The organism is Sphingobium lactosutens DS20 (assembly GCF_000445105.1).
Taxonomy (GTDB): domain Bacteria; phylum Pseudomonadota; class Alphaproteobacteria; order Sphingomonadales; family Sphingomonadaceae; genus Sphingobium; species Sphingobium lactosutens.
Genome location: NZ_ATDP01000089.1, coordinates 21,835 through 38,487 on the forward strand (window position 1 = coordinate 21,835; position 16,653 = coordinate 38,487).

19 protein-coding genes are annotated in these 16,653 nt (G+C 65.1%); all 19 read right to left on the reverse strand.

Going from position 1 to position 16,653, the window contains the following annotated elements:
* Positions 1–6 precede the first annotated feature (6 nt).
* Positions 7–1,431, reverse strand: coding sequence for a conjugal transfer protein TraH (locus tag RLDS_RS40105; RefSeq protein ID WP_021226041.1), 1,425 nt, complete (start codon positions 1,429–1,431; stop codon positions 7–9).
* Positions 1,432–1,477: 46 nt separating this feature from the next.
* Positions 1,478–2,044: a hypothetical protein gene (locus RLDS_RS40110; protein ID WP_021226042.1), complete on the reverse strand. Its 567-nt coding sequence runs from the start codon at positions 2,042–2,044 to the stop codon at positions 1,478–1,480.
* A gap of 32 nt (positions 2,045–2,076) precedes the next feature.
* The gene (locus RLDS_RS40115; RefSeq protein ID WP_021226043.1) at positions 2,077–2,958 is read right to left on the reverse strand and encodes a conjugal transfer protein TraF; all 882 of its coding nucleotides are present in this window, start codon (positions 2,956–2,958) and stop codon (positions 2,077–2,079) included.
* Positions 2,955–3,551 carry a S26 family signal peptidase gene (locus RLDS_RS40120; RefSeq protein ID WP_021226044.1) on the reverse strand — a complete coding sequence of 199 codons (597 nt, stop codon included), beginning with the start codon at positions 3,549–3,551 and terminating at the stop codon, positions 2,955–2,957. Before RLDS_RS40120 ends, RLDS_RS40115 begins: the two co-directional genes overlap by 4 nt.
* Entirely contained in the window at positions 3,523–4,371 is an 849-nt protein-coding gene (locus RLDS_RS40125; RefSeq protein WP_021226045.1) for a type-F conjugative transfer system pilin assembly protein TrbC, read from the reverse strand. The genes RLDS_RS40120 and RLDS_RS40125 overlap by 29 nt, the downstream gene beginning before the upstream one ends.
* A 25-nt stretch (positions 4,372–4,396) precedes the next feature.
* Positions 4,397–5,491: a conjugal transfer protein TraN gene (gene traN / locus RLDS_RS40130; RefSeq protein ID WP_021226046.1), complete on the reverse strand. Its 1,095-nt coding sequence runs from the start codon at positions 5,489–5,491 to the stop codon at positions 4,397–4,399.
* Entirely contained in the window at positions 5,488–7,419 is a 1,932-nt protein-coding gene (locus tag RLDS_RS40135; RefSeq protein ID WP_021226047.1) for a hypothetical protein, read from the reverse strand. The genes traN and RLDS_RS40135 overlap by 4 nt, the downstream gene beginning before the upstream one ends.
* A complete protein-coding gene (locus RLDS_RS56965) occupies positions 7,416–7,604 on the reverse strand; it encodes a hypothetical protein (protein ID WP_236616848.1) in 189 nt (62 codons plus the stop codon). Before RLDS_RS56965 ends, RLDS_RS40135 begins: the two co-directional genes overlap by 4 nt.
* Before the next feature lie 137 nt (positions 7,605–7,741).
* The gene (locus RLDS_RS40145) at positions 7,742–8,755 is read right to left on the reverse strand and encodes a TraU family protein (protein WP_021226049.1); all 1,014 of its coding nucleotides are present in this window, start codon (positions 8,753–8,755) and stop codon (positions 7,742–7,744) included.
* A complete protein-coding gene (locus tag RLDS_RS40150) occupies positions 8,752–9,348 on the reverse strand; it encodes a conjugal transfer protein TraW (protein ID WP_031298119.1) in 597 nt (198 codons plus the stop codon). The genes RLDS_RS40145 and RLDS_RS40150 overlap by 4 nt, the downstream gene beginning before the upstream one ends.
* Positions 9,349–9,400: 52 nt before the next feature.
* Positions 9,401–9,637: a hypothetical protein gene (locus RLDS_RS40155; RefSeq protein WP_021226051.1), complete on the reverse strand. Its 237-nt coding sequence runs from the start codon at positions 9,635–9,637 to the stop codon at positions 9,401–9,403.
* Complete coding sequence (locus RLDS_RS40160) at positions 9,634–10,011, reverse strand: hypothetical protein (protein ID WP_021226052.1); 378 nt, start codon at positions 10,009–10,011, stop codon at positions 9,634–9,636. The genes RLDS_RS40155 and RLDS_RS40160 overlap by 4 nt, the downstream gene beginning before the upstream one ends.
* The gene (locus RLDS_RS40165; RefSeq protein ID WP_021226053.1) at positions 10,008–10,337 is read right to left on the reverse strand and encodes a hypothetical protein; all 330 of its coding nucleotides are present in this window, start codon (positions 10,335–10,337) and stop codon (positions 10,008–10,010) included. Before RLDS_RS40165 ends, RLDS_RS40160 begins: the two co-directional genes overlap by 4 nt.
* On the reverse strand, positions 10,334–12,847 hold the full coding sequence (locus tag RLDS_RS40170) for a TraC family protein (protein WP_021226054.1): 2,514 nt from the start codon (positions 12,845–12,847) through the stop codon (positions 10,334–10,336). The genes RLDS_RS40165 and RLDS_RS40170 overlap by 4 nt, the downstream gene beginning before the upstream one ends.
* The gene (locus RLDS_RS40175) at positions 12,844–13,488 is read right to left on the reverse strand and encodes a TraV family lipoprotein (protein ID WP_052034131.1); all 645 of its coding nucleotides are present in this window, start codon (positions 13,486–13,488) and stop codon (positions 12,844–12,846) included. The genes RLDS_RS40170 and RLDS_RS40175 overlap by 4 nt, the downstream gene beginning before the upstream one ends.
* Positions 13,489–13,511: 23 nt before the next feature.
* Complete coding sequence (locus RLDS_RS40180; protein WP_021226056.1) at positions 13,512–14,840, reverse strand: TraB/VirB10 family protein; 1,329 nt, start codon at positions 14,838–14,840, stop codon at positions 13,512–13,514.
* Between the two features lie 23 nt (positions 14,841–14,863).
* Positions 14,864–15,640, reverse strand: a complete 777-nt coding sequence (locus RLDS_RS40185; protein ID WP_021226057.1) for a type-F conjugative transfer system secretin TraK — start codon at positions 15,638–15,640, stop codon at positions 14,864–14,866.
* Entirely contained in the window at positions 15,624–16,259 is a 636-nt protein-coding gene (locus RLDS_RS40190) for a TraE/TraK family type IV conjugative transfer system protein (RefSeq protein WP_021226058.1), read from the reverse strand. The genes RLDS_RS40185 and RLDS_RS40190 overlap by 17 nt, the downstream gene beginning before the upstream one ends.
* 5 nt (positions 16,260–16,264) lie before the next feature.
* Positions 16,265–16,531, reverse strand: a complete 267-nt coding sequence (locus RLDS_RS40195) for a type IV conjugative transfer system protein TraL (protein WP_014076300.1) — start codon at positions 16,529–16,531, stop codon at positions 16,265–16,267.
* Positions 16,532–16,653 lie beyond the last annotated feature (122 nt).

Sequence of the window (16,653 nt, forward strand, 5' to 3'; positions counted from 1 at the left end):
CGATCCTCACCGGTTGCGGTTGGCATTGGCGCCCGCGGCGTCGCGGGCATCACGGTCGCGCTGGCGCACGACGCCGGCATAGCTCGCCGACAGGTTCGCCTGGCTCATCGCCGCCATGTAGGACTGGCGCATCTGCGCGCGCTGGCGCAGAACCTCGTCGCGCAACTCGCGCAACTGCTCGATGCCCTTGGTCAGGATGCGGGTCTGGCAGATATTGCTGTTCTCGGCAACGGCGGCACCCGCGGTGGTCGCACCGCGCTCCGCATTCTGCAGCGCGAAGTCGATCGACCGGGTGAGGTCGTTGAGCATCTGATAGGCAAGGGTGAGCGCGACCAGTTCGTCGGTATCGGCAATCACGCTGTCGGTCAGGCCCTGCCGCACACCCCATTCCAGAAGACGATAGACCGGCAGGGTCCGCACATTGGCGACGAACTGCTTTTCCTCGATGGTCAGCGCCGCGCGCGTCCGGATCTTGGCCGCGACCGTCTCCATCCTTTCCCGCGCCAGCACCAACGCCCCGCGTCCGGCGCCGTTCACCGAACAATCCGCGGCGGTCGCGGGGATGTTGAGCGCACGGGTCGGGACGCGGCCGGTCAGGAAATCGTCGGCGCTCTCGGTATCCTGGCGCGGGCAGGCGGGAATGGCCGAGAAGATCGGCACCTTGTCATTGGCATCCCAGCGCATGTAGACATCGCCGACCCTGGCCCGCATCACGCCGGCCCAGTCGGATGCGCCGACCCGTGCGGCGGCATGCGCGAGCAGCGAACCGGTCTTGAAAATGTCCGTGACCTCCGCCGGGCAATTGGCCAGCGCATCTTTCAGATCCTCGGTCGGATTGCCCTTGTTGGCCTGGATCTTCTCGCGGCTCTGTTGCCAGCTATTGGCATAGCCTTCGCGGATCGACTTGTAGCCGGTCATCTCCTCGACAATGCCGGACATGTTGTCGTCGCCCTTGGCGATCTGGACCATGCGGTTCGCAAGCCGGCAGTCGTTCACCTGGATCGAGTTCAGGAAATTGGTTGCCGCCTCCATCTTCGAGAGAATGTTCCCCATCTTCTCGTCCAGCGTTTCGAGGAGATACTGGAAGGCAACCGCCGGCGCGGCCTGGAGGATCGTCTCCAGCTTCTGGACAAGATAGTCGGGATCGAGAAACGACATGCCCCCCAGAAACATGTCGATGCCGCCGCAGCCGGCCTTCACCTTGGGCAGGGTCAAGCTCATGAGATAATCGTCATGGACGTCGACCCGGCCCGACATGCCGCCCGCGGTCACATAGCCGCGGGTCTGGTCCTCGAAGCTGCCCGGCGAGGTATACGTGACATTATCGAACCAGCTCTCGGCCCAGCTTTGCGCATGGGCCGGAACCGCCTGGCCGCACGAGGCGGCGATCAGGCAAAGAGCAAGGATCGAACGACGAACATGATGTCCCATGGCAGGCTTCCTGGTGAGGAGGAAGGGTGACGCCGCCCCGCCATGATCAGCGTCCCTTCGGGCTGGAGGAGGCCGGCGCCCTCACGCCGACGATCCCGGTGAATTTCGACATGGCGCGCACGCCCACGGCCGCCCGGGCGCCGGTGAGCATCCGGGCGGCAAGCCAGGCGTTGCGCGCAATATTGACTTCATGATCAGTGCCGATCGCAATGGGCACCATGCGGTTCGGGTCGGTAACGGGTCGCACCCAGGCAACAGGGTTCCCGACCCACGGGAGACCGAGCCGACCCGAACGGAGCATCGCCTCCTGTGCGCCGACGGTCCGAACCTGCCAGCCGTACTGCGCGCGGAATGCCTGAAGTTTTGTCCAGAGATCGCCGCAGGGCAGGCAGTCCGGCGCGGTGCTGATCTCGATCACGTAAAGCGATGCCTGGCTACGCAGCATGGTCTGGAAGTCAGGGGGAAAGTCACGGGTGACCGGTACACGGGAAAGCCACAGGCGCAGGTCGGCGGGCGTCGATACCGGATGGACTGCGGCCCGCATCGCCGCTTCCCGGCTTATCTGCTGGGCATCGCCGATCACGGGCACCGCCAGCCAGGGCAGGATCACCATGGCTGTCGTAAGCCGAACTCGCCCGTGGCGCCTCACGGCCTGGGCTCCCTTGCATCGATGAGATCACCGCCCAGCACGCGCGGATCGGTCGAAGAAACCGGACCATTGGCCAGCGCGTCAAAGAACCCGCTCTCCTCCCCCGCGCCGGTCAGCCATTGCTCGGGCCGGATATCACCGCTCAGCAACCTGACCGCCTGATAGGCCATCTGCGCGATGTTGGGATAAGTCTCGACCCCGGCGGCGATCACCATGCGCTGGGCACTGTTCCTGCGAATGACCATGGTGGTGGGCGTCACTTCGACCCCGAAACGTTGTCCAAGTTCCGGCTTGCGATCGAGGTCCATAAGGCTCACCTGCCAGCCCATCTCATCCTGGAAGCGCTGCACGATCGGCCACTGCACCTTGCAGTAGCCACAGGAGGTGCGGGCGAACATGACCAGCGCGAACTCTCCGGCATGCGCGCGCAGATACTGGCGGCGCACCTGGTCCTTCTGCGCGCCGAGCGCATCGCGGGCCTCGCCGACAAGGGGATTGGCGGCTCTCGCATTGAGTTCGGGATGGGTGAGCATGACAAGCTGGGTGACGCCGGCGAAGGCGCGGGCCTTGCGCCGCGCAAAATCCTGCAGGCGCCAGAAATCGGCAACGGCGTCGATGGTGAGCACGGTCGCGGCATAGTCGCGCTGCTGCTCGATCAGTGTGCGGATCTTCGGCGGCGTCCAGGTTGCCAGTTCGGCCATTGGCGGGATCACCGGCTTCACAAGGGCGTCAGGATCGGGCTTCTCCTGCTCTGCCTTGGCCGGCGCCTGATACCACCAGTAGCCGCGCGCTTCCCGATCCGCGGCGCCCGTGGATTGTGCGGCCGCCGATCCTGCCAGGAGGAGGGCCGCGCCTGCTATCACAGCGGGCCGCTTCACAGCAGCTTCTCCATCCGGGTGAGGCGATCAATGGCGACCGGGCCATAATAGCGGCTGTCATATCCGTCGGGATGGCTCGACCCGACGAAGATCATGCCTTCCGGAATATTGGGGCTGGCCGGCTGCCAGTGCCTGAGCGCTTTGCCGCTGCGCGTCGCAGGCTTGCTGACACCCATCAGCCGGTCATTGCAATAATACCAGCCATTTCGGCCCGAGCCGATGCTTGCCGGCCTCTCGACCATGACGATCCGGTCACCGGGCATGCACAGCGCATATTTGGTGACGGCGACAGGCCTGGGGCCGGCGATCGCGTCCGCAAGCGTGAAGGAGACGAGATCGCCGCGATGCACGGGCCCGGGAGAGCGGTGTACCACCCAGGCCTTGATCGAAGGCGTCATCACCAGGGTGATCTGCGGCATCGTTACCCAAGCGAAAAGGCCGATCGGCAGCACGATCCCATAGGCCTTGAAGAGTTGGGCGGGCCGCGCCGGTTGTCCAAGGCCGCTCGCGCCCAGCGCTACGGCCGCCCGCAGCGGCAGGTCTTTGAGTTCATGCCAGGCGCGCTTACCGCCGTGCCAGATGAGCGAGAGCATCTCGTACCTCCTCCTCGCCGCCGAGGCGGCCATATTCCTCGAGAAGCCCGGACAAGGCGGCATCGCCCTGAACCAGATGCGCCGCGCGAGGACTCGCCTCGTCGCGCTCGCAATAGGGGAGCGTCGGATCGCCGGGGATCATCGCGAGCGCGGGAACTCGGGCGACGCCATGTTGCCGAAACACCAGCGGATCGACGATCACCTGCACGTCCCGCATGGCGCAGGCCGGGCCTTCGCAGCCCGGATCGCGCCGCAGGATGGCGGCAGACAGCTTCGCCATCGGCGCCACTTGCCGCATCCCGCCCGGCATTCCGCGAAAGGCCATGACCCCACCGGCATGCTCGAGCTGCCCGGCGTAGGTGCGCAACGTCTCGATCGGCATCGACGAGGACACGAACAGGACCGGTACCCAGCGTTTGCCGACATCGGACGATACCACTCCCGCCAGCGCCGCCTGTTCCGGCTGCTCCAGTCCGAGCGCCTGCGCAATTCGGCGACTGGCGGCGTCGCGCTCGGCTGCCAGGCGCTCGCGCGCGGCGGTGATATCGGCCTGCGCGCGTTTCTCCATATCCGGATCGTTCCTGCGCGCCTTGAGCCCCTCGAAAGCCCGGCGCTGCGCTGCGGCGTCGGGCCTGGCGGGCAGAGCGGGCGAGGGGACAGACGTGGCCTTCACCTTGCCGGCCGCGCGTTTCATCCGCTCCAGCGCAGCTGCGCCTTCATCCTGGATGCGCGCACGCGCATTTTCGTTATCCGTCTGATCGCTTCCAGCCTGCGGCTCGTCGGTCCGCGCCGAAGCGGGCGTGGATAGGGGCGCAAGCATGAGCCCTGCCAGAAGCAGGGCGCGCCTAGTTGCTGATCGTCTGCATATAGGCATCGATCTTGTCCTTCATGTCGATCTGGATTTCGGATTGGGCGCGCGCTTCGACGTCCGCATAATATTCGGAGAGGTCCATCCGCGAGAAATCGAGCGCCTGGAATTCTTCAGGCGTGAAGCCCCGGCAATAGGGGGTCTTCGGCGTGCCCCAGCCAATCGCGCTGAAGGCCTTCAGCTGCGGTCGCCCCTGTTCCTGGATGATCCGGCCAAGCTTGGTGTTGAAGCAGCAATGGCCGCGGGCCTTCTGCACGCAGATGCCTAAGATCTTCGAGGAGCAATAGCTGCCGACCTCATGACACATGCCCGAGCCGCGCAGCATGCCCACTTCCATGTCCTGCTGGTCGCAGCCCTGCAGCAGCACCTCGATCATGAAATTGACCGCGAGGCTGATCGCGATCGATGTGGGATCGATCCCGACGATGATCGCATTGGCGCCGGCGCTCGCGGCCTGGCTCGCAGTCGCGCCTGCCTTGAAGGCGGTGTAGGCGGCTTTCATGCCGGTGAAGACGCCCTTGGCGACCGCGATCTTGGTCGAGATGGACGAGATCGAACCGCCCATGCCGTCTTTTACGATCTTGCCCTTGTCTTTGCAGCAATTGGAGAAGGTCGTCTTGAGGCCGGCAGGACGGCAGCGCGCGGCGCGCCCGGAAAATATCTCGATCGTGCCAAGACAATTACCCTCGGCATCGACGGCGCCATCGGCCTCGACACCCGGATCATCCACCGCCGGATCGTCGACGATCGGGTTGGCGCTGGTGTTGATGCAGGCATTGGCCGAGCAGGCCGGCGCGCCGCCACTGGCCGGCACTTCGCAGCCATATTGATCGCCAAGCGGGCAGTGCAGGGCGCCCGAGACGTCGGCCTCGCACATCGTCTGCCCGATCGGGCACATCCAGCCACCCGATGCCGTCAGATGGCAGCTCGCCGTCTCGCCATCATCGGCGGCATCGCCATTGCCGTTCAGATCGACCGCGCACAGCTGCTGGGCCGCGGCATTCGACGGGCACAATAGCATGCCTGCCATCAGCATCAGGGCTCCGGCGAGCAGGGATATACGCGCGCTCATCGCACGCTACTCGTGCAGACGAGGTCGGCGCCGCCCAGACGCACGGTCTGCATCATCACCGCCGCCTCGGGGAAATCGTCGAGGCAGCCACATCCCTGGACGAGTTCTTCGCCTTCACCGGCCGGGCAGACATTGCTGTCCTGGCACGCGTGATAGAAATAGTCCCAGCCCGTCGAACTGGTCTGTTTCGCGCCGGTAACGCCATCGGGCGCGGCGGCCGTGTTCACCATTGGTTTGCGGGTCTTGCAGATCGGCTCACAGGCATTGACGCTGCCACGGTCGGGCAGGGCAAAATTGCGCGTCGTCAGGCTATAGCTCCCGTCAGCGCTTCTCACCCGGTCAGCGAGCAACGTCTCGGTCGAATGATCGATGATATAGGCGCCGCGCGAGAGATCCGGTTGCGCCGCCTGTCCCAGGTCCACCGTGCACCGGTAGCCTCGCTCGCGCAGGAAGAAGTCGCGAGTGATCTGCGTGGCGCAGATGCCGGTCCCGAAGAGCCGGGTCTGCGGTAAGGGCGACAGGCCGGTGTTGACACCATTGCGAAAGCTGGTGACCCCGTCCACCACTTCGTCCTGCAACCGACATGTATCGATCGAAGCATAGGCGCCGCAGGTGTCGACGAGCTGCTCGGTCGTCTTGCAACCCGCGTCGACCTTCGCCTCGATCGACGCATAGGCTTCGCCGCCATCGGCAACCGCGACACGCAGCCAGATGTCGTGATCGCTCTGTGTCATCCGCGAGGTGAGATCGAGGCCGGGGTAGACATAGAAGGCGCCCTTCTTCTCGCATTTGCCGGGCGGCAAGCCCGTCCCGGTCCAGCTTTGCGGACCCGATCCGACCAGTTCGCCATCGACCCGGATCTGGGCCCAGTCGTCAGCACCGAAGCGGGTCAGCAGCACCTGCTGGAGCCGGTCGACGTCCTTGACGCGCAGCGTCATGTGGAAATCGAAGATCGAGCAGGAACCGCCCGAGAGGCTGTTGTCCGCGGGCGAGCCCATCACGAAGGTCAGATTGTCGGCGCTCGAGGCATAGGTCGCATAGCCGCCCGAGACCCGATCGATGATCTTGTCCGCGGTGATTTCCTCCTGCGTGATCTGCCGGGTGATCGTGCAATTCCGGCTCACCTGCGACGTGCCGGCGCCGGTCGAGGAAGCCGAGAGCGCCTGGAAAACGCTACTCGCCTGGGCGGCGGCATAGGCGTCGCCGGCAATGGCGTTCGGATGAGCCTTATACGCGGTGGCCCCGATCTGGGGCTGCGCCGCGCAGGCGGTTGTCTGCGCGCCGGTGTAGCGGATGACCGGCCCGTCGATGGACGCTTGCGCGATGCCGACCCGCGCATCGGCGTTGGTGAGCGCGCCGACGACCCCACCGCCAAGGTCCTTGAGCACGGAGGCCATGTTGCCCCAGACCAGATTGCTGCCGCAGCTGTTGTTGACGCAGTAACAGCCGGCGAGATCGGTCAGTTCGACCTCGCTGAGCTTGAGCGATCCCGACGCCGATGTGTCCCAGCGGAAAAAGCGGCAGGCGTCCCAGCTGCCGGGCGTACAGGAGATGATCCCGTTGGCGCAGATGCCCGAGGCAGGAACGGGCAGGGTCAGCGCCTCGTCGAAACTGCCGTCGAGATCCCTGTCGCGCGAGATTCTGAGCGTGCCGATATCGCCGGTCGCATTGGGCTGGGCGAGCAGTTCCAGCAATGTCGCGGTCTTCTGGCAGGCCAGGTTGGGCGTGAACGTCTTCGAGGAATCGACCGTGCTAATCGTCTGCCCGGCAAGACCCGGGGTCACATAATTCTCGAGAATGGCATCGCTGTCCGCGCTTTTCTCGCGCGCGGCGGCCGCGGCGGCACGAGCCCGGTCTTCCGCCGTCTGCGCATGTGCAGGAGCGGGCAGGCACAGCGCCGCGACAAGAGCGAGGGCAGGACGCCTCATGGCCGGATCTCGCTCGGTATGATCAGCCGGGAACCGCAGCGCAACCGGAACAGAAGCACCTCGCCAGCGGGCGCGGCGAGCTCGGCGCGAAACACTGCCTGTCCTTCAAAAACGGTCAGCGTGGCCACGACGACAGACGGCGAGGAGGGGCGCACCGCCTGTCCATCGCCTGTATTCACGGCCACGCCGACCGCCCGACCAGCGCCGCAGGGGGGATGCGACGCCGGCCTAACCGCATGGGGAACACCCGGCGCAATGGAATGACGGGCAAGCCATCGGCTGTTCCCGGGCGATTCCATGTGGTCAGGGAAAGAAGGACCGGTCATGGCGTCGAGACCCCGGCGCAGCAGATCGTCTTCTCAAACAGCATGAATTGGGCATTGTCCTTGCCCGGCGCATGCTTGGCACTGGTCCAGAGCGCGCCGGGACGGCCGACATTGACGCACTGGCTGCCCTTGACCGGTTCCATCAGCTGGAACTTGTAGCGGCTCTTGGTCCACACCGGCTGGGGAATGAAGGAACAGCCATCCGCCGAACTGACGGTGAGCGCGCCGAGCCGGCCCATCATGAAGACGCCGCGGGCGGCAAGGCCGGCCCAGGCCTCGACGCTGTCCCCGAAATGAATATCGCCGGCGATGGGATAGGTCGCGCCCCAGCTGCCCATGCACCAGAACAGCGGATCGACGACCTTGCCCGCGGCGGCCGCGGCGCTGTCGGCCATGCAGGCGAGCCCCGCGGCCGGATTACCGAACAAGATTGCCTCGGGCTGGATGATCGCGCCCAGCGTCGCCGACTGCCAGGTCGGCAGGACCTCGGTGATGAGCGCGACATCGAAGCCGTCGTCCTCGATGCAAGGCAGGTCCGTGAACATGTCGAGCATCTTCCAGACCGGCGCGATATAATAGTGCATCTGCGCGAACATCTTGCGGGTGTTGGTACCGTCGGCGAGGCTGCTCTGGCTTCCCTGCAGCTTGCCGCCGGTCGGCATGATGTCTGCCCCCAGCGCCATCATGCAGCCCGGTTCGGTCACCACGTCGACCATCCGGTTGGGCGACCAGAAGCTGACCTTCACCCCGAACCAGAAGGTCACGCCCTTGCGACAGGCGCACAGTGGCTTGGAAGCCGATTGTGCGTCGAGCGCCTTGCCGAGCGGATCGCTGGGTCCGACCTTCACGCCGCCGATGGTGATCGGGAAAATGCAGTTCCAGCGTACCTTGGTGATCGGGTTGAATACCGTGCCCGCCTCGCATTTTGAGGCATGAGCCGGAGCAGCGAGCGCCAACGCGGCGAAACCGCAACCCAGCGCCAGCAGTCGGCGAAGGGACAATCCTTTCATCGCGCGGCCCTCCGGTCTGTCTTGCTCCTGTCGACCTCGGTCAGCACCAGTTTCTGCCCCGCCTGGCTCACGATCACCGGCGCTACCCTCAGCCCAAGCCGCGCCTTGACGCGCTCCTCGAGCAGGAACAGCGCCCGGCCATGACGTTCGCCAAGGGTGATCGCGTCGGCGTCACGCGGACCACCGGCAGCGAGCAAGATGAAATCCGAGGGCCGAGCGGTGCGCAGGGCCCAGTCGAGCTCGGCGGGATGCACGACAATGAGCCGCTGCGGGAGCGACACAAAGCTAAGCGGATTGAAGCTGTAGCCTTTGGCGTACAGCAGCTTTCCGTCCTGCAAGCGGATATCCTGATCGAGCGTATAAAAGGGAATCACCGTGCGATTCCGGTCGGCTCGCGCGATCCCAAGCGTCGCCGCCTTCATCGCCGACCAGCGCTCGCGCGGACCGAAGGCGGCTTTCATGTCGGGAATCTGCGCCGCCCGGCCTTCGATCTCGCTCAACGCATCGGGCTCTGCGATTGGCCAGGTGCGGCCTATCGTGCTGGTCTCCGCAGGGAGCGATGACGCCATGAGCATTCCGGCCGTCATCGTCATCGCCGTGAAAACGCGAAGGAATGCGGGAGGCGGGGAAGGCCGGCACGTTGATCTAGCGGCCATGGCGCCGCCTCCAATAGGGCTGGGGGGTCTTGCGATCCTCGCCGAGGGCGGCTGTAATCAAGGCGGCGGTGGCAATGATCGCGGTAATCGCGACGAGAAGGCGGAACAGTCCGGGCACCGCCGGCAGTTGCCAGGCGATAAAAGACTGAACCAGCAGCAGCCCCTGGCTTCCGACGATCAGACGGATCGGCCCTGGTGCCGGCGTCGAGGAGAAGATGCCGTTCATGGCCGCCTCCAGCGCCCGGCGACGCTGCGAACATGCCGGGCCAGCGCATCCCAGGGGACAAGGATGAGGCCTGTCGAACCCGCGCCCATGCCGGCGCAGATGCCGACGACGATCGCGCCCTGCAGCGGCGCACGCAGGCTCGAGGCGGCCATGAAAGCGAAGAGCGCCGAGACAACCATGCCGGTGGTCACCAGGATCGTGTAGCTGACCCTCGCGAACCGCCGTTCCGCCTCGATCACGGTGACGATCGCATGCGCCACCGCCGCGATTCCGAGCGCCTGATTGTTGAGGCTGCGCGCATAGGCGAGGAGCGCGTGGATCTCGGCGCCCGCTTCATAGGCAGGTTCGAAGTCCTCATCATGGTCCGGGTTCATCGCGCCCTCCACTGCGACAAGCGCGAGAAGAGCATCCCGCAGGCGCCTGACAGGCCGATCAGCAGCATGCCGCTTGCAAAGCAGGCGGCCGCCACGATGAGCCCTGTGCGAACCGTCTGGAGTGGTGGCTGGTCGAGCGCGAGACCTGCCGCGATCACGAGCCCGCCCATCATGCAGGTTTCGATCGCCACCAGGCGCAGCCGCCACTGGAACGCCGCTGCCTCGGCGCGCTTTGCGACGCGGGCCTCGATGATCGTCTCGATGGCGGGGTCCTGCTCCCAGTCGATCGCCAGCTGGTCGGGATGAGGTTCGGACTTGGGCATCATGCCGTCCTCCCGGACTGGTAGACACGGCCGCCCAGCACCTCGACCGGATCGACACCGGCCAGTTCGCAAACCGCTTCCAATGGATTGCGGCCCGCGCGCACCAGCGCCTCGAAGGTGGCGACCTCGTTGGGCGCGGAGGTATTGATCCAGTAGCTGAAGGGGTCGACCACCAGCCGGGCAATGCCAAGACCAAGCGGGCTGTCGATGAACACCTCGGAATAATTGGGCTTGGCGTTCCGGACCGATTTCAGCAGATCGAGCACGAAGCCCGAATAATCGAGAATCTTGTTGTCGACCGCCTTGTCGTAGGTCGATCCCTGCAGCAGGAACCGGGTCGCGGCGTTTTCGAGGATCACCTGTCCCGTACCGCCGAAGAGCAGCAGGTCGTTCATGCTCTGCAGGACGATGCCGAAGCTGCCCTGATATTTGCGCGCGCGGCGATAGCCCTGGCCGAATGCCTCGGCGAGACGCGAAAGGTCCTGCCGGTCGCTGCGCGACATGAACTGCGCGGCTTCGTCGCACAGTACGAAGCGGGGCTTGTCGCGCGCCGAGAGATAGAGTTCCTGGGTGACGGCGTTGACAACCACCATCACGATCACATTGAAGAGGTCGGGGAGCGCTTTCAGCCGTTCGAGTTCGAGCACCACGAATTCGTCGCGGGATATGTCGAAGGTCGAGGGGCCGTTGAAGAAATGCCCGTACGCGCCTTGCGACCCGAAATCGCGCAGGTTGAACGCCAGTTCGCGCGCCACCGGCACGAGATGATCGACCCGGTCGAGATCGGAGACCGCATTGTCAGGATAGCGGCCGAGCCAGTCGCGGACCGCATCGATGCCGTCCTCGCCGCGTCCGCTATCGACGGTCCACTGCACGGCGGATTTCAGCAGATTCCATTCCGACGTGCTGACCGGCTTGCGGGTGGAGGCGTTGGCCATCTCGGCGACGATGGCGACCGCCATGGCGATCGCCGATTGCTTGTCCTCGCCGTCGAGCGCGAGCCCCATGTCGAAAGGATTGAGGACCAGGCGCTCCTCGCCGATGTCGATGTAACGGCCCGAGCAGAGCGTGCAGAGCTTGCGGTAGGAACCGCCGATATCGATGATGCGGATAAGCGCGCCTTGCGCAAAATATTGCTGGCACAAATTGTTGAGCAGGAAACTCTTGCCTGCGCCGCTTTCGGCCGAGACGATGAAATTGTAATTGTTGATGCGCGGGTCGAAGAGATCGAGGGTGATGAGCTGACCCTTGCGCCCGACATAGAGGAGGGCCGGGCGGCCGCCGCCGCGAAAGTCGGTCTGGACCGGCGCCATCAGCGTCGCGGCCTTGACCGGCATGCGGAAATCGCGTTCGAGCAGCTTCAAGGTGCGCTTTTCGGGATAAAGACCGAAGGGCAGGCTGGCTGCGAGCAGCACGGGCAGCAGATAGCTCTCCTCCTGCACCATGAAGGGCAGGGGTTCGGATTCCCACAGACGCTTGGCCCGTGCGGCCATCTCGCGCGCCTGGGCGTTGTCGCGGCCGAACACCCACATGGTCGGGATCACTGAGACGAACCGGCTGTTCGACGCTTCGTCCAAAATCCAGCCGATCTCCTCGATCTGCTTGCCGACCTCGACCGCGAAGCTGCCCGCTGCCTTCTGCGCGGAGAGGATCTGCGCGCGCTTGTGGATCTCGAACTGCGAATGATCGAACAGGACCGAGAGGCAGTAGAGGAACGGCCCGCCGATCTGGTCGCTGTCCTCGGCGCTCCCGCGCATGCCCCCAAGCAACCGGTTCGCCCGCTCGGCGGTGATGCGCCGGGCAGGGGCCTTGGGCGTGAGGCAGCGAGCGACCTGGTTGCCGAGATAGACCTCGGATCCCTCGAAACAAAGATCAGGGCCGGCCTCGATGATCTGCCGCGCGACCGAGGGCGCCGGCATTCCGCCCACGCTTTCGCTCAGGAACACGCCGGGGGCGGGCGCGAAGACACCGTTGAAGATCCGGCGGTAGAAGCTGACAAGTTCATCGGGCGGCAGCCGCCGGATGCCCATCTTCGCCAGCTGCTCCTCGACCTGACGGCGCAGATCCGCGCCGAGCTTGACCCGCGTCTTGATAGAGAGGAACAACCGAAAATCGCGCACCGGGATGGCGTGCAGCGCGTCCAGTCCCCTCGTACCGTTGCGCAGATAGTCCGCCGTTCGCCGCGCCGATGCCTGGACCAACGGGTCGGGACGCACCTTGAGATCGAGATAGGCGTCGAGCGCCGGGTCGATCAGCGGATCGGCAAAGGTGATAAGCTGGAGAACAGTGCCTTCGGGAAAATGGATGTTCAGAAGACCGAGCAGCGCTTGCTGCACATGGGCGAACATATAGGCCGAAGGGACAAGCTCCCAGGCCTGGCCCCAGCCGTCGTCGATGCACAGGAAGGCGTCTTCCTCCTCGACCCAGGCGACCATCGGCAGGAAGTCCGAATAGGCATCGCGGGTCACGGCGGCGCGCAGGCGCTGATAGCTGAGGCTGCCGCGTCCACTCATGGCCGGTTCTCCGGGTCGAGGGTGAGCGGCATTTCCGGGGCCGGAACCTCGACGCTTCCCGCCGCCGGCTCGCGCACCGTCCGCAGCACCGGCGGGGCCGGCGTGCGGCCGCCCGGTTCCACCAGATAGTCGCCGACCACCCAGGCCGGCCGGTCGATGATCGAATAGACATAGCGCGCCATGTAGAGCCGGTCGGGGCGCTGCTTGTCCGCATAGGGCAGGATCAATGTGCGGATCGTGCGCGACGGGCGCAGCATGGGCGAGCCGGGCCCCTCGATCAGTGCGCCGACATTGCCTTGTCTGCTCTGGGGAGCGACAATATCTGCCATCGTGGATCCACTGGCGCCGCTGATGCGCGTGGGCGCCTTACCCTTCCTCTGCTCAGCGAGCATCCCGCGATCATTGGTCACGGCAGGATCGGATTTGGACGTGCGGCCGGCGACGGCGTCGGCATAGGCCTGGTCGGGATGAATGCACTGGCCATGGTCGCTGTTCTTGCAGGAGAATTTCTCGCTGTAGGGCGACATCACCGATCCCACGGTGGCGCAGCCTGAAAGCCCGATCAGCGGCAAGGCGAAGAACGGCAGCGCGCGTAGCGAAGTACGGCAAGTCCGCAAACGGGGGTGTAGCTGGTGTGGCATGGTGCCTCCTGTCGTGATGCGCATCAGAACTTCACTCCAGCGCCGGGTTTGATCTCGAGCGTCGCGCCTTCCTGGATCACCACGACCACATCCTTGGCCGCGCCCACCTCGACGATGGGTCCTGCCTGGCGGGCGAGATCGAGATAGAAGTCGGTGAGCTTGTCCGAGGATTTGGCGAGGCCGCCGGCAATGCCGGTCTTCGCCGCGTCGCCGGCATCGAGCGTCCGCACGGTTCCGAGCGCAGATGTCGAGGTGTTGCCGAAAGTGCTTTCGACCGATTGCGAGATGCCGCTGATGGTCCCGGCGATGAAGGCGCGCGCCAGTGTGGCGCCGGCCCGCGTCACCACCTTGCCCGACAATCCCTTCTTGCCGTCGGTATCGACGAAGAAGCCCTTGACCGGCTGATCGACCACCGAATGCTCGTCGAAATCGACGCAGGACAGCGACACGAGCTGGACCTCGACCCGTTCCTTGGCAAGGCTGCCGGTGGCGTTGCCGACGACAAAGCAACCGGCAAGGTTCGCCTTCACCTCATTGGGCAGGACCGCAGGCGCCTGCACCCGCGCGATGATCGGCTCGGGATTACTGGTTGCGTCCCGGCTCGCCAGCGCGTCGATCCCCGTCAGGAGCCGCGCCTTCATGAAACCAGGCGGTAAATAGATCGTCCGATTCTTTTTTTTGGACGAGGCTGGACCATCGGCTGCGCCCTGAGGCCCGCTTGCGCCCACGACCTGGCTGGTCGCAGTCCCGATCGCACCGACCGTCTTCTCGACCGGCGGCGCGGGCGGTGCGGGCGGGGCGCTCGGCGCCGAAGGCGGCGCCGGGAGCTTGTCCGCATCCGCGCCGATGTCGCCGACGTCCGGCGGATAGGGGAGCGCAGGCGCATCACCGGGCAATGCCGGCGGCAGATCGCCATCGACGCCTCCGGATGACTTGCTCCCCGGAATTCCAGGACCACGCGATCCGGGAACGACCTTGCCTTCCTCGATCGCACTGACGCGGTCGCCGAGCAGTTGCTGGCCATCAAGGACCTTCTTCAGGTCTCCGCGCAGCTTCACCTCGAGACTGTCACCGCGTAGCCCCGCACCCATGTTGAGCGAGGATGCAGGATTGGCGGGTTTTACCTCGTCCTTGCTGCCGGAGGCCATGTAAAGGCCGATGCCCAGCGCGCCGACCGCAACGCCGACCGCGAGCTGGCGCGCGCGCAGCTTCTGCTTCGCGGACAATCTTGCCCACAAACCCTGCCAGTCCAACAGGGCCACGGGGCGTCGCGGGCGGGTCTCGTTCTCTTCCCGAGCGTTTTGCCCGGCGAGATGCGCCTGATAGGGCGACAGTGGCTCAGGGGCTTCCATAGGCCCGTTGTCCTGCGCGCCGCTCATTGCCCGGTCCCCCGGCGCACCACGACCAGCCGGGCGCTTTCCCCGGCGCTGAGCCGCACCCGGTCAAGGGTTACGGCGAAAATGCGGGACCCGAACGCTGGATCGATCAATGACCGTTCGTCGAGCGTCACCGCTGCTCCGGCCCGGATGCGGTATTCCGAAGCTGAGAGCGCCGCGCCCTCTATGGCAACGCGGCGGCTTTCGGTAATCGAAAGACCAGGCATTGCCGAAACCGCGATCATTCCACCGGCGGGCGCGACCTCGCTGAACGAGGCGGGAATGCGATCGTCCAGCAGCGCCATGGTGATCGAGACCGCGCGGTCTTCATCGGCGAGCGCGGCCATTAATTCATTATTGGCCTGCGCCCTTTGCCGGGCGCCCGGCATCAGCACCACCGTCTGTGCAGGGATCTCCGCCGGTTCCGCATAAAGCGGATAAGTCGCGCCGTTGCAGCTCACGAAGAATTCGGAAGGCTGGGTCACATAGCTGCGCGTGATCTGCCCCGCATCGTCGATCTCGTGGGCAAGGAACTTGATCCAGGCGTCCGAGCCGCCCTTTTCGACAGCGACGCCCTTTTCGGCGGAGAATTTGATGTCTTCGATCTCGCCGCCCTCGCACACCACATGGTTGATGTCGCGGTTGGACAGGCGGATATGGCTGGTCTGGTCGGGCAGCGCATGGATCTTCTGCGCTGATGCCGGCACTGCCGCTATCAGCAGCGAAAACATCAAGGCATGGCGCAACGGCGCGCGGCGCTCAGCGTGTTTCGGCATCGAACTGTTCCTCGGAAAGTCGGGTCAGCCAGAAGCGGCCATTTTCGATGGCGTAACCAATGCGCAAAATGCCCCGGAACTTGCGGATGACACCGCCGATCACGCGCACCTTCTCGACCGGCACGACGATCTCATGGGCGGTCCAGCGGACCGGCTGATCATTGCGGATGTAGGTGGCGATCGACAGGGTCGGATTGTTCGCCAGTTCGTCGAGTATGGTGTTCAGGCTGTCGCGCATCCCGCCATAGGCGGAAGGGTGGACGAGCCCGAGCAGTTCCTGGAACTGACGATCAGCCGAATAGGCCGACCAGGTGCCCGAGAGCGCAACGATGTTACGCGTCATCGCGACGATATAGGCTTCGGACGGCTTGTTCCCCGAGACATGCAGGTCGCCGGTGGCGCCGAACGGCACGATGATGGTCCGGGCGTTCTGGTTGGTCGTGTAGATCACCGCGCCCAGAACCGCTGTCACACCGAACATTCCGGCGATGGCGACCTTGAGCAGCCGGTTCTCCTCGAACAGGTTCGCCGAGCCCTGCAGGTAGCGATGGATGCCGAAGCTTGCCGGTTTGCCCAGCAGCACATCCTCGGCATTTTGCTTGCGCGTGAAGATGCCCATGGCGCCTACTCGAAGAAGCGGGTCTGTGTCGGACCCGGATAATGGGGGAAGGAAACCAGGCCCCAGCGCCATGCGAGATGTGCGAGATAACCACGGGGCTTGGTCCGCTTCCACGGAATGAAAAGGAGAAGGGCGGCGATGAGCGCCCAGCCGACAAGTCCGCCTACGATCGCGGCCACGAACACGCTCGAGGTCGCGAGCAGGAACTCGTCCGATCCGAACCACAGGATCTGGACCGGCCGATGCAGATATTGCGGAAGGCGTTCGTCCACTTGCCCTTCTCCTCCTGCTTCATGACACCTGGGAAGGTGCCGGTTTCCGGGAGCCGACCATTCGGCGCCCAGCACGTGCCGGTGCGAGTGCGTCTGGCAGGTCAGCCAGCGCGCAGCCGCAC